The following is a 23,123-nucleotide window of genomic DNA, read 5'->3' on the forward strand; positions in this document are numbered from 1 at the left end:
TGTGCGTACGTCTCCGATCCTGTCACGCGGCTCGGACATCGCGTGACGCCCGTCCCTGGTTGTCAGTGGGGCGTGGCAGGATCGTGTGCGTGGCTGAGACAGCATCGAAGAAGACCGCACAAGACCGTCCCCGCCTGCTCCTCATGGACGGGCACTCCCTGGCGTACCGGGCGTTCTTCGCGCTGCCCGCGGAGAACTTCACGACGTCGAGCGGCCAGACGACCAACGCCATCTACGGCTTCGCGTCGATGCTGGCGAACACGCTCCGTGACGAGGTGCCCACGCATTTCGCGGTGGCCTTCGACGTCTCGCGCAAGACCTGGCGCTCCCAGGACTTCCCGGAGTACAAGGCGAACCGCTCGTCGACGCCCGACGAGTTCAAGGGGCAGGTCGAGCTGATCGGCGAGCTGCTCGACACCATGAACGCCGTCCGCTTCGCGGTCGACGGGTACGAGGCGGACGACATCATCGCCACGCTCGCCACCCAGGCCGAGGCCGCGGGCTTCGAGGTCCTGATCGTCACCGGCGACCGCGACTCCTTCCAGCTGGTCTCCGACCACGTCACGGTGCTCTACCCGACGAAGGGCGTCTCCGAGCTGACCCGGTTCACACCGGAGAAGGTCCAGGAGAAGTACGGTCTGTCGCCGAGCCAGTACCCGGACTTCGCCGCGCTGCGCGGCGACCCGTCGGACAACCTGCCGGGCATCCCGGGCGTCGGCGAGAAGACGGCCACGAAGTGGATCAACCAGTTCGGCTCGTTCGCGGAGCTGGTCGCCCGGGCCGACGAGGTCAAGGGCAAGGTCGGCCAGGCGCTGCGCGACCACCTGGAGTCCGTGAAGCTCAACCGGCACCTGACCGAGCTGGTCCGGGACGTCGAGCTGCCGAGGACGGTGGCCGAGCTGGAGCGCGCCCCGTACGACAGGACCGCCCTGAAGGGCTTCCTGGAGGTCCTGGAGATCCGCAACCCGTCCCTGCGCGACCGCCTGCTCGCGGTGGACCCGGGCGCGGCCGAGGAGGAGGCGCCGGCGCCGGCCGCCGGCGTCGAGCTGGACGGCACCGTGCTGGGCCGCGGCGAGCTGGCGCCCTGGCTGGAGCGGCACGGCGGTCAGCCGCTGGGCCTGGCCACGGTCGACTCGTGGGCGCTCGGCGTCGGCAACGTGAGCGAGATCGCCCTCGCGGCGGCCGACGGCGCGGCGGCCTGGTTCGAGCCGTCCGAGCTGGACGAGGCCGACGAGCGGGCGTTCGCCGCCTGGATCGCCGACCCGCAGCGGCCGAAGGTGCTGCACAACGCCAAGGCCGCCATGCGTGTGTTCCCCGAGCACGGCTGGACCGTCGCGGGCGTCACCATGGACACCGCCCTCGCGGCGTACCTGGTGAAGCCCGGCCGCCGCTCCTTCGCGCTGGACGCGCTGTCCGTCGAGTACCTGGGGCGGGAGCTGGCCCCGGCGTCCGCCGCGGACGGCCAGTTGGCGTTCGGCGCGGACGACACGGCCGCCGCCGACGCGCTGATGGCCGAGGCGCGCGCGGTCCTCGACCTGGGCGACGCCTTCGCGGGCCGCCTGGAGGAGGTCGGGGCGGCCCGGCTGCTGCACGAGGTGGAGCTGCCCACGTCCGAGCTGCTGGCCCGGATGGAGCGGCACGGCATCGCCGCCGACCGCCCGCACCTGGAGGCGATGGAGCAGCAGTTCGCCGGCGCGGTGCAGCAGGCCGTGAAGGAGGCGCACGCCTCCGTCGGCCACGAGTTCAACCTCGGCTCGCCCAAGCAGCTCCAGGAGGTCCTCTTCGGCGAGCTGAACCTGCCGAAGACCAAGAAGACCAAGACGGGCTACACCACGGACGCGGACGCGCTGGCGTGGCTGGCGGCGCAGACCGAGCACGAGCTGCCGGTGATCATGCTGCGCCATCGGGAGCAGGCCAAGCTGCGGGTCACAGTCGAGGGCCTGATCAAGACCGTCGCGGGCGACGGCCGGATCCACACCACCTTCAACCAGACGGTGGCGGCGACCGGCCGGCTCTCCTCCACCGACCCGAACCTGCAGAACATCCCGGTCCGTACGGACGAGGGCCGGGCCATCCGCCGCGGCTTCGTGGTCGGCGAGGGCTTCGACGCGCTCATGACGGCCGACTACAGCCAGATCGAGCTGCGCGTCATGGCGCACCTGTCGGAGGACGAGGGCCTGATCGAGGCGTTCGCCTCGGGCGAGGACCTGCACACGACGGTCGCCTCGCAGGTGTTCGGCGTCGACAAGACGGCGGTCGACGCCGAGATGCGCCGCAAGATCAAGGCGATGTCGTACGGCCTGGCGTACGGCCTGTCGGCGTTCGGCCTGTCGCAGCAGCTGAACATCGAGGCGGCCGAGGCCCGGGCCCTGATGGACACCTACTTCGAGCGGTTCGGCGGGGTGCGGGACTATCTGCGCCGCGTCGTCGACGAGGCCCGCGCCACGGGCTACACGGAGACGATGCTGGGCCGCCGCCGCTACCTGCCGGACCTCAACAGCGACAACCGGCAGCGGCGCGAGATGGCCGAGCGGATGGCGCTCAACGCCCCGATCCAGGGCACGGCCGCCGACATCGTGAAGGTCGCCATGCTCAACGTGGACCGCGCCCTGAGGGACGCGGACCTGTCCTCGCGGATGCTGCTCCAGGTCCACGACGAAATCGTGCTGGAGCTGGCCCCCGGAGAGCGGGAGCGGGTCGAGGAGATCGTCCGGCGCGAGATGTCGAAGGCCGTGGAGCTGCGTGCCCCGCTCGACGTGTCGGTCGGCGTCGGCCCGGACTGGGAGTCGGCCGCGCACTGACGCGGCCGGGGGAGCGGCGCGCCCGTACGGGTGCGCCGCTCCTGCCGTACGCGCCACCGGCACCCGGCCGTACGCGTCGCCGTGACCCGGCCGTGCGGAGGCGGGCCGTGCGGTGGCAGGCCAACACCGGCCCGGCTCCGCGCCGGCCTCAGATCCGGGCCGTCAGGCCGGTGCGCAGCCGCATGCCCGCGCCGTAGAGGACGAGGCCCACGGCGAGGCCCGCGCCCGCGCCGAAGCACGCCGTCGGGATGATGTCCAGGGGCGTGTCGATCCGGCCCCAGTACGCGTACCAGCGCAGGCACCGATGAGCCGCGCCGACCGCCACGCATCCCGCGAGCAGCCCGCCCGCGAGCCACCTGCCCCGCCGCGTCAGCCCGGCCACCGGGCCGGGCGCGTCGGCCGGGACGCGGCGCAGCGCCCCGTACCCGAACCAGGCGAGCACGACCAGCGCCAGCGCCGAACCGCCGTACTGCGCGTACAGATACCCGGGCAGCCCGGCGAACTGCTCGGACAGCACCGGCAGCACCCGCGTCCCCCAGCGGTCCGGATGCGTGAACAGGTCCCACACCACATGCGTGGCGGCGCCGATGACCGCCGAGACGTAGAACCAGGCCGCGAGCGCCACCGGGCTCCGCCCCTGCCACGGCCTGCCCCGCAGCACCGTGTACAGCCGCCCGCGCCGGCGCTCCGGAAGCAGCGCCAGCAGCGGCTCACGGACCATCAGCCACACGGCGACCAGCACCGCCGTGACGGCCACGTCGACGGTGAACACGCCCCACAGGCCGTGCGTGACCTCGCCGAAGGCCATGGCGCCCGGAATCACACTGTCGGCGAAATAGGTCATATCGGGTGAGAACGAGCCCATGACGAGGGCGGAGGCGACCAGAGGCCCGCGTGCGGCCCCGGAACGCCGGATCCCCGGCAGGACGGCGGCGGCATGGCTCAAAGTGAATGGCATGAAAGGCGGCCCCCGAAGAAAACAGTGCACAGCGGTCGTTGGTTGACAGTCTTGATCAGTATGCGGCCGACATGTGACAGCGTCAGGGCATGAATTCGCGGGGACGGGACGTGACGAAACCGTGAAAACCGGTCAGGAGTCGCTGTCGTGGGGCCCCGAGTTGACGTAGGGTCGCGTGAGTCCACGCGCAGGGGAGCGAAGGACAGTCGTCATCTGGCGCCGACGGGCGCCACCGGGGAGGGACAGACGTATGGCAGCGCATCTCGGCCGTCGGTTGCGCAAGGGAGCCACCACGACCGCGGTGGCTGCAGCCGCGGTGGCGGCGCTCTCCGCCTCGCAGGCGCCGGGCGCGACCCCGCTCGCCGGTGACCAGCCGACCGCCGACGCGACGCCGCCGACCTCCTCCGGCACCACGGCGACCGGCGACTCGCCGTACTACACCGACCTGCCGCCGCTCAACAGCCCCAACCCGCCCTCGGGTTCGGCCGACGAGCCCGTCGTGACCGGCCCGGCCGAAGCGGGCATACCCGCGACCGTGCTCGCTGCCTACAAGCAGGCCGAGCAGCACCTGAAGGGCGCCAAGCCCGGCTGCAACCTGCCCTGGCAGCTGCTCGCCGGCATCGGCAAGGTCGAGTCCGGCCAGGCCCGCGGCGGCCGCGTCGACGCCAACGGCACCACCGTCTCGCCGATCCTCGGCCCGGTCCTCAACGGTGTCGGCTTCGCCAACATCTCCGACACGGACGGCGGCGCGTACGACGGCGACAGCCGCTACGACCGCGCCGTCGGACCCATGCAGTTCATCCCCTCCACCTGGGCCGACTGGGGCCAGGACGCCAACGGCGACGGCCGCAAGGACCCCAACAACATCTACGACGCCGCCCAGGCGGCCGGCATGTACCTGTGCGCCAACAACCGCGACCTCGCGGTCAAGGCGGACCTCGACCGGGCGATCCTCAGCTACAACCAGTCGCACGAGTACCTGCGTACGGTCCTGTCCTGGTTCGAGTTCTACAAGCGCGGCACCCACCAGGTCCCCGACGGCTCGGGCGTCCTGCCCACCGACCGCAGCGACAACGGCACCGGCGCCACGCCCACCCCGACGCCCGGCCCCACGGGCAGGACGCCGGTGACGACGCCCACGCCCAAGCCGACGCCCTCCAAGCCGGGCGTGACCCCGTCGCCGAAGCCCACGCCGACCCCGACCCCGACCCCCAAGCCGACCCCGACCCCGACGCCGACGCCCACCCCGTCGCCCGAGCAGAGGGTCGACCGCCTGGAGGAGTACGGCAGCAGCACGCTCACGACTACGGCGGGCGGCCAGTTCGCCGACCGCCCGTCGGTCGTCGCGCGCAACGACTGGGGTGTCGCGGTCTCCGGCGCGGTCATCAAGTTCGAGATCATCGGCGACACCGACGCCCGCTTCCCCGCCGGGCTGACCCACGTCCAGGTCACCACCGACGCGAACGGCCGGGCCACCGCACCGGTGATCCGGGCGGGCGAGCGGACCGGGCAGTTCACCGTGCGCGCCACGGTCTCCACGCGCGACCTGCCCGGCGTCCTGTGGACGGGCACCGTCACGCCCCGCCAGGCCGACACCCTCACCAGGACCGGTGACGGCGCCGAGCCGACCGCGGCCCCCGAGGGCGAGTTCGCCCAGCAGGTCGGCGTGAGGGCCACGCACCAGGGTGCCGTCGCCTCCGGTGTCGCCGTGACCGCGACCATGGTCACCGAGGGGCCCGACGGCCCCCAGGAGAACACCAAGGGCCCGTACTTCAAGGACGCCCAGGGCAACCCCGTCCGCACCCTCACCGGCCTGAGGACCGACGCCGACGGCGTGCTCGTGCTGCCGAAGATGTACGCGGACGGCCAGACCGGCACGTTCCTCCTCCGGCTCACCGCCGAGGGCGGGGCCGTCCTCACGGTCCAGCTCAAGGTCGGCTGACCCGGCGCGGCCCGGTGCGGCCCGGCCCGGCGTGCCGGGTCGCGGGCCGCACCCCGCACACCCTCACGTCGCACACCGCCCGCCGCGGTGTGCGACGTGTTCTCATCTCACGGCCGTCTTGCTACGGTGCGCGATCTGATGACCCATCAGATCATCCGTCGGAGGCCGAACCATGCGCGTCCTCGCAGCCGTCGCCGCCGGGCTGGCACCCGTCCTCCTCCTGATGCTGCTGCTCGCCGTGGCCGACCCCGTACCCGAGGGCGAGACGTCCCCCGAGCCGCTCCTCACCACCGTCCCCTCCGCTCCGTCGGCGCCCTCCGCCCTCTCGGCGCCGAGGACCTAGGGGCCGGCCGTGCGCCGCCGCGCCGGGCTCGTCGCCCTCGCCCTCGCCGTCCTCTGCGCCGCCCTGGCGCCCACCCTGCGCTGGTACGCCTTTCCGCGCCTCGCCCGCGTCCCCGCGGGCCAGTACCAGGAGATGGTCCTGGAGGCCCGGCCGGCCACGCTCCTCAAGTACGACACCATGCGGGCCGAACAGGTCGAGAAGGTCACCATCGTCCAGACCCTCAAGGGCAACGTGGAGGAGTCCGCCCGCATCGAACGCGACGCCGGCCGCCAGGTCGTCGTCTGGGACGCCCTCTCCCATGTCATCGGCCCCGACGGCGCGATGGTCTCCCAGATCCCCGAGCGCTACGTCTTCGACGCCCACACCCAGGACCCGGTCCACGCCACCGGCGAGAGCGTCGACGGCGACCCCGTGCGCCGCACCGGCATCGAATTCAAGTGGCCGTTCCTCACGGAGAAGCGGGACTACCAGTACTTCGATCCCCAGACCCGCACGTCGGCCCCCATCCACTACAAGGGCACCCGCACCTTCCGCGGCCTGGAGGTCTACTACTTCGAGCAGACCGTTCCGTGGACCAAGGTGCCGTACCCCAAGCGCATGCCCCTGCCCGGCATCGACGCGACCACCCTGGAACAGCAGACCGGCACCACCCGCTGGTACACCACGAAGCGGATGTTCTGGGTCGAACCCGTCACCGGCGCGCCCGTCAACGGCGAGGAGATCCACCGCGAGGAGCTGCGCGGCGGGAGCCTGCTCGGCGGCCGCCCGAAGGTCACCGCCTTCGCCGGGCACGTGAAGATGCGCGAGGACTACCTCGCCCACACGGTCGCCCTCGTGGCGGCCAACCGCACGAAGGTGCTCTTCCTCGTCTCGTACGCCCCGTGGACCGCCGTGGCCCTCGCGGCCGCGTTCTTCACCCTGGCGCTGTGGCTGGAGGCCCGCGGCAGAAGAACGGGCGACCGCGGCGACAGGGGACGGGGCGGCCGCCGCGGCAGCGGGAAGCCCGGTGCCCGCCGCGGCAGTCGAAGCCCCGGCGGTGCCCGCCGCGACGGCGACGGCGACCGCGACGGCCGGGAACACCTCCCCTGAACGGCGGCGAGCCTCAGCGGCGGGCGTTCGTCCGGCGCGTGGGTTCCGCCGTGGACGGGTCCTCCGGCCACGGGTGCTTCGGGTACCGGCCGCGCAGCTCCGCCCGTACGGCCCGGTAGCCGTCGCGCCAGAACGACGCCAGGTCCGCCGTGACGGCCGCGGGGCGCCCGGCCGGCGACAGCAGGTGCACCAGCACCGGGACGCCCGCGACCCGCGGCGTCTCCGTGAGCCCGAACAGCTCCTGCAGCTTCACCGCGAGCACCGGCTGCTCCCCTTCGTACGCGATCCGGACGCGCGACCCGCTCGGCACCTCCAGCCGCTCGGGCGCCAGCTCGTCCAGCCGGGCCGCGTCGCCGCTCGCCCAGGGCAGCAGCCGCCGCAGGGCGTCCCCGGCGTCGACCCGCTCCAGGTCGGCCCGCCGCCGCGCACGCGACAACTCGGGCTCCAGCCACTCGTCGACACGCTCCAGCAGCGCCTCGTCCGCGACGCCGGGCCACGGCGCGCCGAGCGTCCGGTGCAGGAACGCCAGCCGCGCCCGCAGCCCGGCCGCCTCCGGCGACCAGCGCAGCAGCCCCAGCCCCTCGCGCCGCAGTCCGTCGAGCAGCGCCTCGCGTACGAGCCCGGGGTCGGCGTCCCGCAACGGCCGGACGGCCAGTTCGACGGCGCCCAGCCGCTCCACGGACCGCGCCACGACGTCACCGTCCGCCCAGCGGACCTCCTCGCCCGCGACCAGCAGATGACCGGCGGCCTCCCGCGCCACGTCCTCGTCGCACACGGCGGCCAGCCGCACCCGCGCCGAGGCCGCCCCGGCCGGCCGGTCCGCCACCGCGACGGCCAGCCACGCGGCGGATCGCAGCCCGGACCCGTCGGCCGTCTCGGCACCGGTCCCCGACGCCATCAGAAACGCACCCCCACCCCGCGCCCGCGCCACCCGCTCGGGAAACGCCAGCGCAGCGACAACCCCAGCGGCCACGTCATCCCCCACCCGCACACCAAGCCGCCCGGCCTCGACACCGCCACCTGCACCGACCGCGGCGCCCGCCCCCAGCCCGGCACGCCCACCGGCCCCGACACCGCCTCCGGCACCGGCACCGGCCTCATGCCCTCCGGCCCCGACACCGCCTCCGGCACCGGCGCCCGCACCGGCCCCGGCCTCATGCCCACCGGCCCCCACACCGCCACCCGCACCGACCAGAGCGCCCGCACCGGCTCCGGCCCCATGCCCACCGGCCCCGACACCGCCGGCCCCACCGGCTCCGGCACCCCTGCCGGTCCCGCCCGCCGCCGGACCCGCCGCCTCCAGCTGGGCCGTGAGTCGCCGTACCTCCGTGCGCCATCTCGACCCGTACGCGTCGCCGCCCCGGCGGGCCGTGCGCCACGCCGCGGCCAGGTCGTCGCCGTACTCGCGCGGTGGCTCCTCGCCGAGCAGGGCCACGAGTTCCGCTGCCCGCCGCGGACCGACGAGCGGTGCGCCGTCCAGCAGCGCCCGCGCCAGCCGCGGGTGGACGCCCAGGCGGGACATACGCGTACCGCGCTCCGTCACGCGCCCCGCCGCGTCGACCGCGCCGATCGCCGTCAGCACCGACCGCGCCGCCGCCATCGCGCCCGCCGGAGGCGGATCGAGCAGCGCGAGCCCCGACGCGTCGGGATCGCCCCACACCGCGGCCTGCAGCGCGAACGCCGCCAGGTCCGCCACCCGGATCTCCGGCGACGGGAACGCGGGCAGCCGCCCGTCCTCCGCCTCCGACCAGCACCGGTACACCACACCGGGCGCCTCGCGCCCCGCACGCCCCGCCCGTTGCCGGGCCGACGCCCGCGAGGCCCGTACGGTCGTCAGACCGCTCAGCCCCCGCGCATGATCGACGCGCGGCTCGCGCGCCAGGCCCGAATCGACCACGACCCGTACGCCCGGCACGGTCAGCGACGACTCGGCCACCGCCGTGGCCAGCACCACCCGGCGGCCACGCCCCGGCGAGAGGACCTCCTCCTGCACCGCGGCCGGCGCCCGCCCGTGCACCTGGAGCACCTCGGCATCGACACCGCCGAGCAGCCCCGCGACCCGGGCGATCTCCCCGACGCCGGGCAGGAAGCACAGCACGTCCCCGGCACGCTCCGCGAGCGCCCGCCGCACCACCGCCGCCACGTGCGCCAACAGCGCCGGGTCCACCCGCATCCCGTGCGGCGGCCGCACCGGCGCCGCCGGGGGAGCCCACACCACGTCCACCGGATGCGCCGTGCCCGCCGCCTCGACCACGGGCGCACCGCCCAGCAGCCGCGCCCACCCCTCGGCGTCCGTCGTCGCCGACGCCGCCACGAGCCGCAGCTCCGGCCGCAGCGCAGCCCGTACGTCCAGCAGGAACGCGGCGACCGTGTCCGCGTCCAGATGCCGCTCGTGGCACTCGTCGAGGATCACCACGTCGACCCCGGCCAGCTCCTGATCGCGCTGGAGCCGCTGCAGCAGCACACCCGTCGTGACCACCTCGACGACGGTGTCCCGCGACACCACCCGCTCGCCGCGGACCGTGAACCCGACCCGGCCGCCCACCTTCTCGCCCAGCAGCCACGCCATCCGCCGGGCCGCCGCCCGCGCGGCGATCCGCCGCGGCTCGGCCACCACGACCCGGGCGCCCCGCGCCGCCAGCTCCAGCGGCACGAGCGTCGTCTTGCCGGTGCCCGGCGGCGCGCACAGCACGGCCGCGCCGTGCTCGTCGAGCGCGCGCTCCAGCGCGGGCAGGGCATCACGTACGGGAAGCCGCTCCCGTTCCCCCTCACGGATCACGTCGACCGGACCTCAGTCCCGCACGCACACGAAGATCGCCGTACCGGGGATGAGGTTGCCGCGCAGCGGCGACCAGCCGCCCCACTCCTGGCTGTTCCAGCCGGGCCACTCCGGCTCGACCAGGTCGACCAGCCGGAAACCGGCCGCGACCACGTCCCGCACCCGGTCGCCCAGCGTGCGGTGGTGTTCCACGTACACCGCGCGCCCCCGCTCGTCCTGCTCCACGTACGGCGTGCGGTCGAAGTACGAGGCCGCCACGGACAGCCCCTCCGGCCCCGGCTCGTCGGGGAAGGCCCAGCGGATCGGGTGCGTCACGGAGAAGACCCAGCGGCCGCCCGGCCGCAGCACCCGCCGCACCTCACGGAACACCCGCACCGGATCGGCCACGAACGGCACCGCCCCGTACGCGGAGCACGCCAGGTCGAAGGAGCCGTCCCGGAACGGCAGCGCCCCCGCGTCCGCCTCCACCGGCGCGACCCCGTCGCAGCCGATGCGCAGGGCGTGCTGGAGCTGGCGGTGGGACAGGTCCAGCGCGACGGGCCTCGCCCCCTGGGCGGCCAGCCAGCGCGAGCACTGGGCGGCGCCGGCGCCGATCTCCAGGACGTCGAGCCCCTTCAGCGACCCGGCGGGGCCCAGCAGCCCGGCGTCCGCCTCGTCCAGCCCCTCGGGTCCCCAGACGAACCGGTCGTCCCCGAGGAACGCGCCGTGGTCGTTCTGGTACTCGTCGGCGTTCCGGTCCCACCAGCCGCGGCTGGCCCTGCTGCTCTCCGCGTCCCCCGCGTCACGGCGAGTCGCTTCCGGTTCGTGGTCTTGGATCATCTCGCCCGTCGTTGTAGTTTGCGCACTGCACACGAGCGACGCGTGCGCGACGCGTGCGCGGTGTGTCACGTGCGGTGTACGGCGTGTGCCGGCGTACACGGCGTGTCCCGGCGCGGCGGGTCCACCGTGGCCTGCGCCAAGCTTAGTTGTGCCGGGTATGCGCGGATCCGCCCCGGGTGGGCGCCTTCGCGCATTGACCCTGTCCGGCGGCCCCCGTATGCTAAAGGTTGCGCTGCGGGCCTGCGCGCCTCAGACGGAGCAGGCCGCGCTCGCATCTGTTGTATGTCCCCTCGGTTGTCGAGGCGCCACTCGGGTTCCTGAGATCGGCGCTTCCTAGGCTGTCCGGCTTCTGCAGCTGCGATACGGGCTCTCGGCGTAGCAGTACCTACGACTTCAATGTCCGTACCGGAGCCCTTTCCCACATGACGAGCAGCACCGAGACCACCGCCACCACCCCGCAGGTTGCGGTCAACGACATCGGTAACGAGGAAGCCTTCCTCGCCGCGATCGACGAGACGATCAAGTACTTCAACGACGGCGACATCGTCGACGGCGTCATCGTGAAGGTCGACCGGGACGAGGTCCTGCTCGACATCGGTTACAAGACCGAAGGTGTCATCCCGAGCCGCGAGCTCTCGATCAAGCACGACGTCGACCCGAACGAGGTCGTCAAGGTCGGCGACGAGATCGAGGCCCTGGTTCTCCAGAAGGAGGACAAGGAAGGCCGCCTGATCCTCTCGAAGAAGCGCGCCCAGTACGAGCGTGCCTGGGGCACCATCGAGAAGATCAAGGAAGAGGACGGCATCGTCACCGGTACCGTCATCGAGGTCGTCAAGGGTGGTCTCATCCTCGACATCGGCCTCCGTGGCTTCCTGCCGGCCTCCCTCGTCGAGATGCGCCGTGTCCGCGACCTCCAGCCGTACGTCGGCAAGGAGCTCGAGGCCAAGATCATCGAGCTGGACAAGAACCGCAACAACGTGGTCCTGTCCCGCCGTGCCTGGCTCGAGCAGACCCAGTCCGAGGTCCGCCAGACGTTCCTCACCACCCTGCAGAAGGGTCAGGTCCGCTCCGGCGTCGTGTCCTCGATCGTCAACTTCGGTGCCTTCGTGGACCTGGGTGGCGTCGACGGTCTGGTTCACGTCTCCGAGCTGTCCTGGAAGCACATCGACCACCCGTCCGAGGTCGTCGAGGTCGGCCAGGAGGTCACCGTCGAGGTTCTCGACGTGGACATGGACCGCGAGCGTGTCTCCCTGTCGCTGAAGGCGACGCAGGAGGACCCGTGGCAGCAGTTCGCCCGTACGCACCAGATCGGTCAGGTCGTCCCGGGTAAGGTCACCAAGCTGGTTCCGTTCGGTGCGTTCGTCCGCGTGGACGAGGGCATCGAGGGTCTGGTCCACATCTCCGAGCTGGCCGAGCGCCACGTGGAGATCCCGGAGCAGGTCGTCCAGGTCAACGACGAGATCTTCGTCAAGGTCATCGACATCGACCTCGAGCGTCGTCGCATCAGCCTCTCGCTGAAGCAGGCCAACGAGTCCTTCGGTGCCGACCCGGCCTCGGTCGAGTTCGACCCGACCCTGTACGGCATGGCCGCGTCCTACGACGACCAGGGCAACTACATCTACCCCGAGGGCTTCGACCCGGAGACCAACGACTGGCTGCCGGGCTACGAGGCCCAGCGCGAGGCGTGGGAGACCCAGTACGCCGAGGCGCAGCAGCGCTTCGAGCAGCACCAGGCCCAGGTCATCAAGTCCCGCGAGGCCGACGAGGCCGCCGCTGCCGAGGGTGGCGCCGCCGCTCCGGCCGCCGCGCCGACCGGTGGCTCCTACTCCTCGGAGTCGGACGACAACTCCGGCGCCCTGGCGTCGGACGAGGCGCTGGCCGCCCTCCGCGAGAAGCTGGCCGGCGGCCAGAGCTGAGGCTCTGCCCAGCCGCTAGCTCCTAGCCGGTAACACTGAGGCCCGTCCCGCGAGGGACGGGCCTCAGTGCTGTTCCGGCCGCTCTCCGCCTTCTTCCGTGGGGCGTCGCGCGTCAGCCCGTGACGGGTACGCCCGGCGTGACGAGGCCGCGGCCGCCCGTGTACGTGTTGTCGCTGTACACCGTCGTCCGGCAGGACGAGGAGTGGTGCGGGGCGTGGATCGCGTACCGGTTCGGGCCGGTCGCGCCCGTCAGGTCGGCGCGGTTGCCGCGGAAGACCGTGCCGCAGCCCCAGCCGCTCTGCTGGGTGTGGACCTCGAAGCCGTTGTTCAGGGTGGTGCGGCCCGTGTTGTTCTCGACGAGGACGTTGTTGCCTTTCACGTCCACCCAGGAATCGTCGTAGTGCGCGCCCGTCATGCCGCGTCCGTCGAAGGTGTTGCCGATGATCCGCGCGCCCTTCGTGCCCTCCTTGATGTCGATGCTCTCGCCGCCGACGTCCGGGCCGATGGTGTTGTTGAGGATCTGCACGTTGTCGCTGCGGTCGGAGAGCGTGTTCGCCGTCCCCACGTAGACGCCCTCGCCCATGCCGCGCCCGTCGTTCCCGGTGTCGTGGATCCGTGAGTTCTTGATGACGCCGTTGCTGCTGGAGTTGCGGAAGTGGACGCCCTCCATGTCCAGGCCGTGCACGGTGACGGAGTCGATCACCACGCCGTTCGCGGCGTCCGTCATGATCCCCTTCTGGCCGCCGGTGACGGTGATGCCGCGGACGGTCCAGTACGAGGCGCCGTTGAGGTGCAGGCCGTACCCGCCTCCCGCGGTCAGGACGGCGCGCGAGGAGCCCGTGAGGGTGATCCGCGCGGAGGAGGTGCCCGGAGTGGTCGCCTTGAAGTTGCCGGTGTACGTGCCGTCGGCGAGCCGGATGGTGTCACCGGGGCGTGCCGCGGAGAGGGCCGCCTTGAGCTGGGCCGTGGTGGAGACGTCGATGACGGCGGCCGTCCCGGCACCGGCCGTGGGGGCCGAACCGAGGACGAGGCCGGCGGCGAGGAGGGCGGGGAGCGCGGGGAGCAGCGTACGGGTGCGCATGTGGGGGATCCTTCCGTCGGTTCGCGTATGTGGACGCCGGGCGGATGTCTGAACGCGCGCGTTGCCCCGTGACGGTAGGGATGGGTAGTGGGCATGTCAAGGTCTGGACCAGAGGTGACCGCTTTCGTAGCGCCCCGTGGGAATGTCGGTGCCCTGTGCGACGTTCTTCCCAGGGAAAAGAGGAGGAGCGGTCATCGTGCTTGATCCGCAGGATTTGTACGCATGGGAGCCGAAGGGCCTGGCGGTCGCCGACATGGCGCTGGCGCAGGAGTCGTCCGGCCTGGTCATGCTCTATCACTTCGACGGATACATCGACGCGGGTGAGACCGGCGAGCAGATCGTCGAGAACCTGCTGGAGAGCCTGCCCCACCAGGTGGTGGCCCGCTTCGACCACGACCGGCTCGTCGACTACCGGGCGCGCCGGCCCCTGCTCACCTTCCGCCGCGACCGCTGGACCGGCTACGAGACGCCGGCCATCGAGCTGCGCATCGTCCAGGACGCCACCGGTGCGCCGTTCCTCCTGCTGTCCGGACCCGAACCGGACGTCGAATGGGAGCGGTTCGCCCTGGCCGTGCGGCAGATCGTCGAACGGCTCGGCGTGCGCTTGGCCGTCAACTTCCACGGCATCCCGATGGGCGTCCCGCACACCCGCCCCGTGGGCCTGACCCCGCACGGCAACCGTACGGACCTCATGCCGGGCCACCGCAGCCCGTTCGACGAGGCGCAGGTGCCGGGCAGCGCCGAGGCGCTCGTCGAGTACCGCCTGATGGAGGCCGGGCACGACGTGCTGGGTGTCGCCGCGCACGTCCCGCACTACGTCGCCCGCTCGGCCTACCCGGACGCGGCGCTCACGGCCCTGGAGGCCATCACGGCCGCCACCGGTCTCGTCCTGCCCGGCGTCGCGCACGGCCTGCGCACCGCCGCGCAGCGCACGCAGACGGAGATCGACCGCCAGATCGGCGAGGGCGACGAGGAGCTGGTCGCGCTCGTCCAGGGACTCGAGCACCAGTACGACGCGCTGGCCGGCGCCGAGACCCGCGGCAGCCTCGTCGCCGAGCCGGTCGACCTGCCGTCCGCCGACGAGCTGGGCCGCGAGTTCGAGCGGTTCCTCGCCGAGCGGGAGGGCGACGTCTAGCGCGCCGCGGGGCAGGGCATAGGCTTCCGCTCATGCTTACCGTGGGGCTGACCGGCGGCATCGGTGCCGGAAAGAGCGAGGTGTCGCGACTGCTCGTCTCGTACGGGGCGGTGCTCATCGACGCCGACAGGATCGCCCGCGAGGTCGTGGAGCCCGGCACGCCCGGGCTCGCGGCCGTCGTGGACGCGTTCGGGCCGGACATCCTGACGCCCGAGGGCACCCTCGACCGGCCCGGGCTCGGCTCCATCGTCTTCGCCGACCCCGAGCGCCTGGCCACCCTCAACGGGATCGTCCACCCGCTCGTCGGCGCCCGCTCCGCCGAGCTGCAGGCGGCCGCCGCACCCGACGCCGTGGTGGTCCACGACGTCCCGCTCCTCACCGAGAACGGGCTGGCGCCCCTCTATGACGTCGTCGTGGTCGTCGACGCGTCCCCCGAGACCCGGCTCGACCGGCTCGTACGCCTGCGGGGCATGTCCGAGTCCGAGGCCCGTGCCCGGATGGCCGCCCAGGCCACGCGCGAGCAGCGGCGGGCCGTCGCCGACTTCGTGATCGACAACGACGGCCCGCTGGAGGCGCTGGAACCCCAGGTCCGCAAGGTCTGGGAGGAGCTGGCCGCCCGCGCGGCCCGGCCCACACCCCCCGCACCCGACCCGGTCGGCCTCACCGACCCGCCCGCGACGCCGGAATAGGCCGGCCGCCCGGGATGTTGAACCCCCGCACCGAGGGGAAGGATGGCAGCGTGCCCGACAACAACCCGGAGACCCACGTCATCGACTACCGCGCGGCCGAGCAACTGCTCGCGGCGCGGGATCCGCGCGGGGCCGTCAAGCTGCTCGACTCGGTGATCGCGGCCCACCCCGAGAACACCGCCGCCCGCCTCCTGCGGGCGCGGGCCTTCTTCGCCGCCGCCCAACTCCGCCCGGCGGAACTGGAGTTCGAGCTGGTCCTGGAGCGCGAGCCGGACAACGCCTTCGCGCACTTCGGGCTCGCCCGCACCCTGGAGCGGGCCGGCCGCCACCAGCACGCCAAGCGGCACTTCCGGCTGGCCGCGGCCCTCGACCCGAAGCCCGAGTACCTGGAAGCCGCCCGCTTCGACACCTGATGCCTTGATGTCAGTGCCCCGTCGTAACGTGGTGTGCACGGATCGTCACGACGGAGGGGGTGGCAGACGCCGATGATCGGGTTCGTACGGAGGCACATCGCGGCCGGGCTGGTAGTGGGGGCCCTGGCGTATATGGCGCACGATCAGCGCCATGTCCACGGCCGCGACCAGGAGGAGCAGCCCGCACGCCAGCGCCCACCCCGCCCGGTCGGCGAACGCGAAGGCCGCCGTGCCGCCGGCCGCCCAGACCATCCCCCAGAGGCTCAGCCAGAACCGCAGTCGCAGCGCGCTGCGCGCGGTGATCGGTTCGTTGCCGGTGCGCATCGTCATCGCTCTCCTCGCGGGGCGGGTACCCCGCGGAGAGGCTCGATCCACGCGGTGGCGGGCGGGCATCTCCCGAGTCCCCCGGTGACCCGCAGGCATCGCCCGCTCCGCCCGCTGCCCCGCTCTTCCCGGAAGGGGCCGACGTGACGGCCGACGCACTCGCCGCCCTGCGCGCCGACGACCTGGCCGACGCGCTCCTCGACCTGGCCGTGCCCCACGAGGACGTGAACCCGCTCCTCGCGGTCCGCGAGCGGCTGCTGAACGACCCGGTCCTGCTGCCCCGGCTGGAGCGGGACGTGCGGAGCCTCGTCGACGGCATCGGACACGTCGGAAGCCGCCGCCGGGTGGAGCCCGTACCCCCCGGCGCCGACGCCGCCGAGCGCTACTTCCCGGTCCTCGTGTGCCTCGCCGCGCTTCCCGCCGTGCGGGCCTACCACCGGCGGCGTGCCGTGCCGGACGGGGTGTCCCGTCGGACCCTGGCCGACCTGGGACGGCACATGGCGCTCCACCGCAGGTCGCGGGGGAACGGCGGGCTGCGCCACCCCGGCTGGCTGCAGCTGCACTTCCGCGGCGAGCTGTACCAGCTGGGCCGGCTGCAGTTCCAGCGCGACCGGCTCCGCTCGCGCATCGGCACAGCCGTCGGCGCCGCCGGGCTGCCGTACAGGACCGGCGACCACTGCCTGAGCGTGCACATACCGGACTTCCTCGGCCCCCTCACCCCCGCCGCCTGCGACGCCTCGGTGGACCGCGCCAGAGCCTTCTTCGCACGGCACTTCCCCGAGGAGGAGTACGAGCTCGCCATCTGCGAGTCCTGGCTCCTGGACCCGCAGCTGCGCGGCCGCCTGCCGCGCGGGGCCAACGTCCTGCGGTTCCAGGACCGGTTCCGGCTCGCGTCCCGCGAGGACGGGGGCGGGGAACCGGGGCCGGGCGACGCGCGGGTGATCGAGTTCGTCTTCGGCGACCCGGGGCTGCGCCCTGCCGAACTGGCCCCGCGCACCACGCTGGAGCGGGCCGTGGTCGGCCATCTTCTGGCAGGGGGCCACTGGTACGAACGCGGCGGCTGGTTCACGCTCTGACGCATGGAACCCACCGCACCCGTCTGCACCACCCGGCACGGCGCCGTACGCGGCCGGCTCGCCACCGGCGGCGTGGCCGCCTTCCTCGGCATCCCGTACGCGGCGCCGCCCGTCGGCGCGCTGCGCTTCCGGCCGCCGGCCCCGCCGGAGCCGTGGACCGGCACCCGGGACGCGACCCGGTACGGGCCGACTCCGCCGAAGGCGCCGTACACCCCGCCGTTCGACACGCTCATCCCCGAGACCACCGTCCCCGGCGACGACTGCCTCAACCTCAACGTCTGGACGCCCTCCCCAGGACCCGGCGCCCGCCTGCCCGTCATGGTGTGGCTGCACGGCGGCGGCTTCACCAACGGATCGGCGTCGGCGTCCGCGTACGACGGCAGCGCCTTCGCCCGCGACGGCGTGGTCCTCGTGTCGCTCAACCACCGGCTCGGCGCCGACGGGTTCCTGCACCTGGACGGCGTCCCGGACAACCGCGGCCTGCTCGACCAGATCGCCGCCCTGGAGTGGGTCCGCGACAACATCGCGGCCTTCGGCGGCGACCCGGACCGGGTGACCGTCTTCGGCGAGTCCTCCGGCGCCATGTCGATCGGCGTGCTGCTCACCGAGCCACGCGCGCGTGGCCTGTTCCACCGGGCGATCCTCCAGAGCGGTGCCGCCCACACCTTCCTGACCCCCGGCCCGGCCCGCCGCATCACCGCCCACCTGGCCGGCGAGCTCGGCATCGCGCCCACCGCCGAGGCGTTCGCCGCCGTCCCGCTCGACCGCCTCCTCGCCGCCCAGACGGAGCTGCGCGCCGAGATCGTCACCCGGCCCGACCCCGCGCTGTGGGGCGAGGCCGCATTGAACGCCCTGCCGTTCGAGCCGGTGACCGACGGACTCGCGCTGCCCGGACCCGACTGCGGCGTCGGCCTGATGGCCGGCAGCAACCGCGAGGAGTACCGGCTGTTCCTCGTCCCCACCGGGCGGCTGGAACTCCTCCCCGAGACCAAGGTCGACGCGACGGCCCGCGCGTACGGGCTCGACCCGGCCAAGGCCGTCGAGGTCTACCGCGACGGCCGCCCCGGTGCCCTGCCCGGCGAGATCTTCGACGCCCTCGCGACGGACTGGTACTACCGGATCCCCGCCATCCGCCTCGCCGAGTCCGTCCCCGGCACGTACGTGTACGAGTTCGCCCACCGCTCGACGGCCTTCGGGGGCCGGCTGGGCGCCTGTCACGTGGGGGAGCTCGCCTATGTCTTCGACCGCCTCGACGACCCGGCGTACGCCCCGGTGATCGGCGACGACCCGCCCCGGTCCCTCGCGGACGCCATGCACGGCGCCTGGGTGTCCTTCGCGACGACCGGTTCCCCGGGCTGGGCCCCGTACGACACGGACACCCGCACCACGATGATCTTCAACACCACGGCCTGCGGCCCCGTGGACGACCCGCGCGCGGCGGAGCGGGCGCTGTGGGACGGGGTGCGGTAGGCGCACGGCAGAGCACTGGGGCAGGGGCGGGGCGGGCGGGGCCGCTCCAGAGCGGGCACCGGGGCCCTCGCCCGCGGGGCCGGAATGCGTTTCGGGCTGTTGTCAGACCCGACCCGTAAGGTCGATGACGCGGTGGCAGTGGGCCACGGCGGAGACGACAGGGAGGTGACGGCCGTGCGGACAGCCCGACCCGAAGCGCACCCGCTGCACGCCTGCGCCGCCGTCTTCCTGCCCGCCTCCCTGCCCCGCGCGGGCCGCGTGGCCTTCTGGCGTCCCGACGGCCGCCCACTGCCCGACCCCGCGCCCCACACGACGGCCCGGACGGAGACCCTCACCGTCGTCCGGCGCCACGGCGACGGGGTCCGCAGCCGCTCGGTGCCCGCACTGGTGCTGCCCGTCGGCGACGCCGTCCCGCTGCTCGCCGCCGCCCGGCACACCTCTGCGGCCCACCCCGCCACCGCGTGCTGGGGCGCGGCCGCGCTGCACGCGCTGCACCTGGTCGCGCGCGGCCGCCTCCTGCCCGGGCTCACCGCCGACGACCACGACGCCTGGCGGGCCGGCCCGCTGGACGCCGACGACATCGCCCACCTGCGGACCGTGGCCGCGGCCATGCCGTACGAGGCGCACGCCGTGCCCGTGCCCGGCAGGCGCCCGCTCCGGCTGCCCGAGCCGGAAGCTCTGGTGCGCGCGTTCCTCGACGCCGTCGCCGACACATTGCCCCGCACACCCGCCGCCGCGTTCGCGGCCGGGGCGCCCTTCGCCGCCGAGGCCCCGCAGCGGCTGCCCCGCGCCCGCGCCTGGGCCGCCGAGGCCGCCGCCGGGATGGACGCGGGCGTGCGCGTCTCCCTGCGCCTCGACCTCTCCTCGTACGAGCTGTTCGACACCGCCCGCGAAGGCGGCGACGAACGGCCCGCGGCCGCCGCGGTCGTCCAGGTGCACAGCCTCGCCGACCCCACGCTCGTCATCGACGCGGCAGCGCTGTGGTCGTGGAACGGCGACGAGCACTTCGGTCCGCGCGCCCGCGTCGACGCCGTCCTCGCGGTGCGCCGCGCCGCGCGCGTCTGGCCGCCGCTCGGCCGGCTCCTGGAGCGGGCCGTGCCCGACGTCCTCAGCCTCACCGAGGACGAGCTGTACGAACTGCTGGGCCCCGCGGCGACCCGGCTCGACGCGGCGGGCGTCACCGTCCACTGGCCCCGCGAGCTGGCCCGCAGCCTCACCGCGGCCGCCGTCGTCCGCCCCGCACCCGGCTCCGCCACCGACGGCACGTCCTTCTTCGACAGCGCCGAACTGCTCCGCTTCGACTGGCAGCTCGCCCTCGACGGGGACCCGCTCACCCAGCGCGAGATGGACGCCCTCGCCGAGGCGCACCGGCCGGTCGTGCGGCTGCGCGACCGCTGGGTGGTCGTCGACCCCGACCTCGTCCGCAAGGCCCGCAAGCGCGAACTGGGCCTGCTGGAGCCGGTCGACGCGCTCGCCGCGGCGCTCACCGGCACCGCCGAGGTCGACGGCGAGACCGTCGAGGCCGTGCCCACCGGCGCCCTCGCCGCCCTGCGCGACCGGCTCGTCGCGGGCCCCGCCGCCATCGCCCCGCCGCCGGGCCTCGACGCCACCCTGCGCGACTACCAGCTGCGCGGCCTCGCCTGGCTGGACCTCATGACCTCCCTCGGCCTCGGCGGCTGCCTCGCCGACGACATGGGCCTCGGCAAGACCGTCACGGTCATCGCCCTGCACCTGCACCGTGCCCGCACGGCCCCCACGCTCGTCGTCTGCCCCGCCTCGCTGCTCGGCAACTGGCAGCGCGAGATCCGCCGGTTCGCCCCCGGCGTGCCCGTCCTCCGCTTCCACGGCACGGCCCGCACCCTCGACGGCGCCGACGGCGGCTTCGTCCTCACCACGTACGGCACGATGCGCACCAGCGCCGAACGGCTCGCCGCGCACGACTGGGGCATGGTCGTCGCCGACGAGGCCCAGCACGTCAAGAACCCCTTCTCCGCGACCGCCAAGGCCCTGCGCACCCTCCCCGCACCGGCCCGCGTCGCGCTCACCGGCACCCCCGTCGAGAACAACCTCTCCGAGCTGTGGGCCCTGCTCGACTGGACGACGCCCGGACTGCTCGGCCCGCTCAAGGCGTTCCGCGCCCGCCACGCGCGGGCCGTCGAGAACAGCGAGGAGATCGAGAACGACGAGGCGGTGCGGCGCCTCGCCCGGCTCGTCCGCCCCTTCCTCCTGCGCCGCCGCAAGTCCGACCCCGGCATCGTCCCCGAGCTGCCGCCCAAGACCGAGTCCGACCACCCGGTGGCGCTCACCCGCGAACAGGCGTCCCTGTACGAGGCGGTGGTCCGCGAGACGATGGCCGCCATCGAGGGCGCCGAGGGCATCGCCCGCCGCGGCCTGATCATGAAACTGCTGACCTCCCTCAAGCAGATCTGCAACCACCCCGCGCAGTACCTGAAGGAGCAGCCGGCCCGGCTGGCCGGCCGGTCCGGAAAGCTCGCCCTGCTGGACGAACTGCTCGACACGATCCTCTCCGAGGACGGCTCGGTGCTCGTGTTCACGCAGTACGTGTCCATGGCCCGGCTCCTCACCGCCCACCTCACCGCCCGCGGCGTCCCCTCGCAGCTGCTGCACGGCGGTACCCCGGTCGCCGAGCGGGAGCGCATGGTGGACCGCTTCCAGTCCGGCGAGGTACCGGTGTTCGTGCTGTCCCTGAAGGCCGCCGGCACCGGCCTCAACCTCACCCGCGCCGGCCACGTCGTGCACTACGACCGCTGGTGGAACCCGGCCGTCGAGGAGCAGGCCACCGACCGCGCCTACCGCATCGGCCAGACACAGCCCGTCCAGGTCCACCGGCTGATCGCCGAAGGCACCGTCGAGGACCGCATCGCCGAACTGCTCCTCGCCAAACGGGCCCTCGCCGACGCCGTCCTGGGCTCCGGCGAGGCCGCCCTCACCGAACTGACGGACCGTGAGCTGGCGGACCTCGTGTCCCTGAGGAGGCCGTCATGAGCCCCCCGCGCCCGGGCCGGCCCCCGGCCTACCACGACGACCGGCGCCGCACCTTCCCACAGCTCGCGCCCGTGCCCGGCGACACGGGCGAGTTCGCCGCGACCTGGTGGGGCAACGCCTGGGTCGACGCCCTGGAGGACACCGCCCTCGACGCGGCCCGCCTGGCCCGCGGCCGGGCCTACGCGGGGCGCGGGCTCGTCGACGCGATCACGGTCACGCCCGGCCGGGTCACGGCGTACGTACACGGCAGCAGGCCCCGCCCGTACCGCACGGAGATCCGCATGCGGGTGCTCGGCGACGACGACTGGGACCGGCTCCTGGACGCCGCCGCCGCGCGCCCCGCCCATATCGCCGCCCTCCTCGACAAGGACGTCCCGCACGCCCTGGCCGCCGTCGCCGATCTGCTGCCCCGCCCCGGCGACCTGATCCCCGACTGCTCCTGCCCCGACGACGGCTACCCCTGCAAGCACGCGGCGGCCCTCTGCTACCAGGCGGCGCGGCTCCTCGACGAGGACCCGTTCGTGCTGTTCCTGATGCGGGGCCGCGGCGAACAGGAGATCCTCGCGGCGCTCAGCCACCGCAACGCCGCCCGGTCCGCCGCCGAGGCCACCGCCGCGCCCCCGCCCGTCCCCACGGTCCAGGCCCGCGACGCCGTCCTGGCCGCGCCCGCCGTCGCCCTGCCCCCGCCCCTGCCCGTCCCGCCCCACCCGGGCCGCCCGCCCGCCTACCCCGAGGACCCGGCGGCACCCGACCCGCTGGCCCTGGAGCTGCTGGCCTCCGAGGCGGCCGCCCGGGCGCACACCCACCTCACGACCGGCCGCGACCCGGTCGCCGCACTCACCCCTTGGCAGGACGCCGTCCGCCTCGCCGCCGCCCACCCGGGCTCGGGCCTGACGGCCTCCACCCGCGCCCTCTACCGCGACCTGGCCGAGGCCCTCGACCGCACCCCGGCGGACCTGGCCCGCGCGGTCGCCGCCTGGCGCCAGGGCGGCCCGGCCGGCCTCGCCGTGCTTGAGGAGCCGTGGGACCCGCCCGCCGGCCCCTTCGACCGCGCCCGCCCCGCCCTGCTGGCGGCCGACTTCCCGCACTTCCGCCCCTGGCGGAACCGCCTGTCCACCGCGTCGCTCCAGCTCCGCTACGGGCGCGACGGACTCTGGTACGGCTACGAGTCCGACGCCGGCCGCGAGGACTGGTGGCCGAGAGGGACACCCGACGCCGACCCGGTGGGCGCGCTCGCCGGACTGCTCGGCAGGTGAGGGGATACGCTGCCGGACATACTGTC

The 23,123-nt window shown here is 73.9% G+C and carries 17 protein-coding genes; 12 read left to right on the top strand and 5 right to left on the bottom strand.

Annotated features, from left to right (window positions below):
• Window positions 1–89 precede the first annotated feature (89 nt).
• Entirely contained in the window at window positions 90–2,801 is a 2,712-nt protein-coding gene (gene polA, locus ABEB09_RS25355; RefSeq protein WP_345692215.1) for a DNA polymerase I, read from the top strand.
• 148 nt (window positions 2,802–2,949) lie between these two features.
• Here the strand turns inward: polA and ABEB09_RS25360 are convergent, their stop codons facing one another.
• Window positions 2,950–3,759, bottom strand: coding sequence for a DUF4184 family protein (locus tag ABEB09_RS25360; protein ID WP_345692216.1), 810 nt, complete (start codon window positions 3,757–3,759; stop codon window positions 2,950–2,952).
• 250 nt (window positions 3,760–4,009) lie between these two features.
• On the opposite strand from ABEB09_RS25360, the gene ABEB09_RS25365 reads away from it, so the two are divergent.
• From ABEB09_RS25365 to pgfA, 3 genes are all read left to right on the top strand, one after another.
• The gene (locus ABEB09_RS25365) at window positions 4,010–5,701 is read left to right on the top strand and encodes a lytic transglycosylase domain-containing protein (protein ID WP_345692217.1); all 1,692 of its coding nucleotides are present in this window, start codon (window positions 4,010–4,012) and stop codon (window positions 5,699–5,701) included.
• 172 nt (window positions 5,702–5,873) lie between these two features.
• Window positions 5,874–6,044 (top strand): SPW_0924 family protein, encoded by a 171-nt coding sequence (locus ABEB09_RS25370; protein ID WP_345692218.1) that lies wholly within the window; start codon window positions 5,874–5,876, stop codon window positions 6,042–6,044.
• Between the two features lie 9 nt (window positions 6,045–6,053).
• Window positions 6,054–7,133, top strand: a complete 1,080-nt coding sequence (gene pgfA, locus ABEB09_RS25375; protein ID WP_345692219.1) for a cell envelope lipid trafficking protein PgfA — start codon at window positions 6,054–6,056, stop codon at window positions 7,131–7,133.
• A 13-nt stretch (window positions 7,134–7,146) separates the two neighbouring features.
• On the opposite strand, the gene ABEB09_RS25380 is transcribed toward pgfA, so the two are convergent.
• Both ABEB09_RS25380 and ABEB09_RS25385 read right to left on the bottom strand, forming a co-directional pair.
• Window positions 7,147–9,912 carry an ATP-dependent RNA helicase gene (locus tag ABEB09_RS25380; protein ID WP_345692220.1) on the bottom strand — a complete coding sequence of 922 codons (2,766 nt, stop codon included), beginning with the start codon at window positions 9,910–9,912 and terminating at the stop codon, window positions 7,147–7,149.
• Between the two features lie 12 nt (window positions 9,913–9,924).
• On the bottom strand, window positions 9,925–10,731 hold the full coding sequence (locus tag ABEB09_RS25385; protein ID WP_345692221.1) for a class I SAM-dependent methyltransferase: 807 nt from the start codon (window positions 10,729–10,731) through the stop codon (window positions 9,925–9,927).
• 422 nt (window positions 10,732–11,153) lie between these two features.
• Here ABEB09_RS25385 and rpsA point away from each other — a divergent pair, with 422 nt between their 5' ends.
• The gene (gene rpsA / locus ABEB09_RS25390; RefSeq protein ID WP_031072721.1) at window positions 11,154–12,647 is read left to right on the top strand and encodes a 30S ribosomal protein S1; all 1,494 of its coding nucleotides are present in this window, start codon (window positions 11,154–11,156) and stop codon (window positions 12,645–12,647) included.
• Between the two features lie 112 nt (window positions 12,648–12,759).
• On the opposite strand, the gene ABEB09_RS25395 is transcribed toward rpsA, so the two are convergent.
• On the bottom strand, window positions 12,760–13,728 hold the full coding sequence (locus ABEB09_RS25395) for a right-handed parallel beta-helix repeat-containing protein (protein WP_345692222.1): 969 nt from the start codon (window positions 13,726–13,728) through the stop codon (window positions 12,760–12,762).
• A 253-nt stretch (window positions 13,729–13,981) separates the two neighbouring features.
• On the opposite strand from ABEB09_RS25395, the gene ABEB09_RS25400 reads away from it, so the two are divergent.
• The 3 genes from ABEB09_RS25400 to ABEB09_RS25410 are packed head-to-tail and all read left to right on the top strand — an operon-like array spanning window position 13,982 to window position 15,965.
• Window positions 13,982–14,863 (top strand): PAC2 family protein, encoded by an 882-nt coding sequence (locus tag ABEB09_RS25400; RefSeq protein WP_380840189.1) that lies wholly within the window; start codon window positions 13,982–13,984, stop codon window positions 14,861–14,863.
• A gap of 32 nt (window positions 14,864–14,895) precedes the next feature.
• A complete protein-coding gene (coaE, locus tag ABEB09_RS25405; RefSeq protein ID WP_345692224.1) occupies window positions 14,896–15,552 on the top strand; it encodes a dephospho-CoA kinase in 657 nt (218 codons plus the stop codon).
• Window positions 15,553–15,602: 50 nt separating this feature from the next.
• On the top strand, window positions 15,603–15,965 hold the full coding sequence (locus ABEB09_RS25410) for a tetratricopeptide repeat protein (RefSeq protein ID WP_345692225.1): 363 nt from the start codon (window positions 15,603–15,605) through the stop codon (window positions 15,963–15,965).
• 45 nt (window positions 15,966–16,010) lie between these two features.
• Here ABEB09_RS25410 and ABEB09_RS25415 read toward each other — a convergent pair whose 3' ends face one another.
• A complete protein-coding gene (locus ABEB09_RS25415) occupies window positions 16,011–16,289 on the bottom strand; it encodes a DUF6343 family protein (RefSeq protein WP_345694083.1) in 279 nt (92 codons plus the stop codon).
• 143 nt (window positions 16,290–16,432) lie between these two features.
• Between ABEB09_RS25415 and ABEB09_RS25420 the strand changes: the two genes are divergently transcribed.
• From ABEB09_RS25420 to ABEB09_RS25435, 4 genes are all read left to right on the top strand, one after another.
• Window positions 16,433–17,365 carry an acyltransferase domain-containing protein gene (locus ABEB09_RS25420; protein WP_345692226.1) on the top strand — a complete coding sequence of 311 codons (933 nt, stop codon included), beginning with the start codon at window positions 16,433–16,435 and terminating at the stop codon, window positions 17,363–17,365.
• Window positions 17,366–17,368: 3 nt separating this feature from the next.
• Entirely contained in the window at window positions 17,369–18,835 is a 1,467-nt protein-coding gene (locus ABEB09_RS25425) for a carboxylesterase/lipase family protein (RefSeq protein WP_345692227.1), read from the top strand.
• Window positions 18,836–18,919: 84 nt separating this feature from the next.
• On the top strand, window positions 18,920–21,841 hold the full coding sequence (locus ABEB09_RS25430; protein WP_380840093.1) for a DEAD/DEAH box helicase: 2,922 nt from the start codon (window positions 18,920–18,922) through the stop codon (window positions 21,839–21,841).
• Window positions 21,838–23,097, top strand: a complete 1,260-nt coding sequence (locus tag ABEB09_RS25435; protein ID WP_345692229.1) for an SWIM zinc finger family protein — start codon at window positions 21,838–21,840, stop codon at window positions 23,095–23,097. The genes ABEB09_RS25430 and ABEB09_RS25435 overlap by 4 nt, the downstream gene beginning before the upstream one ends.
• The last annotated feature ends 26 nt before the right edge of the window (window positions 23,098–23,123 follow it).

It is taken from the genome of Streptomyces coeruleoprunus (assembly GCF_039542925.1).
Lineage (GTDB): Bacteria > Actinomycetota > Actinomycetes > Streptomycetales > Streptomycetaceae > Streptomyces > Streptomyces coeruleoprunus.

Excerpts from the sequence above, each read along its gene's own strand:
- ABEB09_RS25415 (WP_345694083.1), bottom strand. The coding sequence starts at position 16,289 with ATGCGCACCGGCAACGAACCGATCACCGCGCGCAGCGCGCTGCGACTG.
- ABEB09_RS25430 (WP_380840093.1), top strand. The coding sequence starts at position 18,920 with ATGCGTTTCGGGCTGTTGTCAGACCCGACCCGTAAGGTCGATGACGCG.
- ABEB09_RS25365 (WP_345692217.1), top strand. The coding sequence starts at position 4,010 with ATGGCAGCGCATCTCGGCCGTCGGTTGCGCAAGGGAGCCACCACGACC.
- ABEB09_RS25395 (WP_345692222.1), bottom strand. The coding sequence starts at position 13,728 with ATGCGCACCCGTACGCTGCTCCCCGCGCTCCCCGCCCTCCTCGCCGCC.
- ABEB09_RS25360 (WP_345692216.1), bottom strand. The coding sequence starts at position 3,759 with ATGCCATTCACTTTGAGCCATGCCGCCGCCGTCCTGCCGGGGATCCGG.
- ABEB09_RS25425 (WP_345692227.1), top strand. The coding sequence starts at position 17,369 with ATGGAACCCACCGCACCCGTCTGCACCACCCGGCACGGCGCCGTACGC.
- coaE (WP_345692224.1), top strand. The coding sequence starts at position 14,896 with ATGCTTACCGTGGGGCTGACCGGCGGCATCGGTGCCGGAAAGAGCGAG.
- ABEB09_RS25400 (WP_380840189.1), top strand. The coding sequence starts at position 13,982 with ATGGCGCTGGCGCAGGAGTCGTCCGGCCTGGTCATGCTCTATCACTTC.
- rpsA (WP_031072721.1), top strand. The coding sequence starts at position 11,154 with ATGACGAGCAGCACCGAGACCACCGCCACCACCCCGCAGGTTGCGGTC.
- ABEB09_RS25435 (WP_345692229.1), top strand. The coding sequence starts at position 21,838 with ATGAGCCCCCCGCGCCCGGGCCGGCCCCCGGCCTACCACGACGACCGG.
- ABEB09_RS25370 (WP_345692218.1), top strand. The coding sequence starts at position 5,874 with ATGCGCGTCCTCGCAGCCGTCGCCGCCGGGCTGGCACCCGTCCTCCTC.
- ABEB09_RS25385 (WP_345692221.1), bottom strand. The coding sequence starts at position 10,731 with ATGATCCAAGACCACGAACCGGAAGCGACTCGCCGTGACGCGGGGGAC.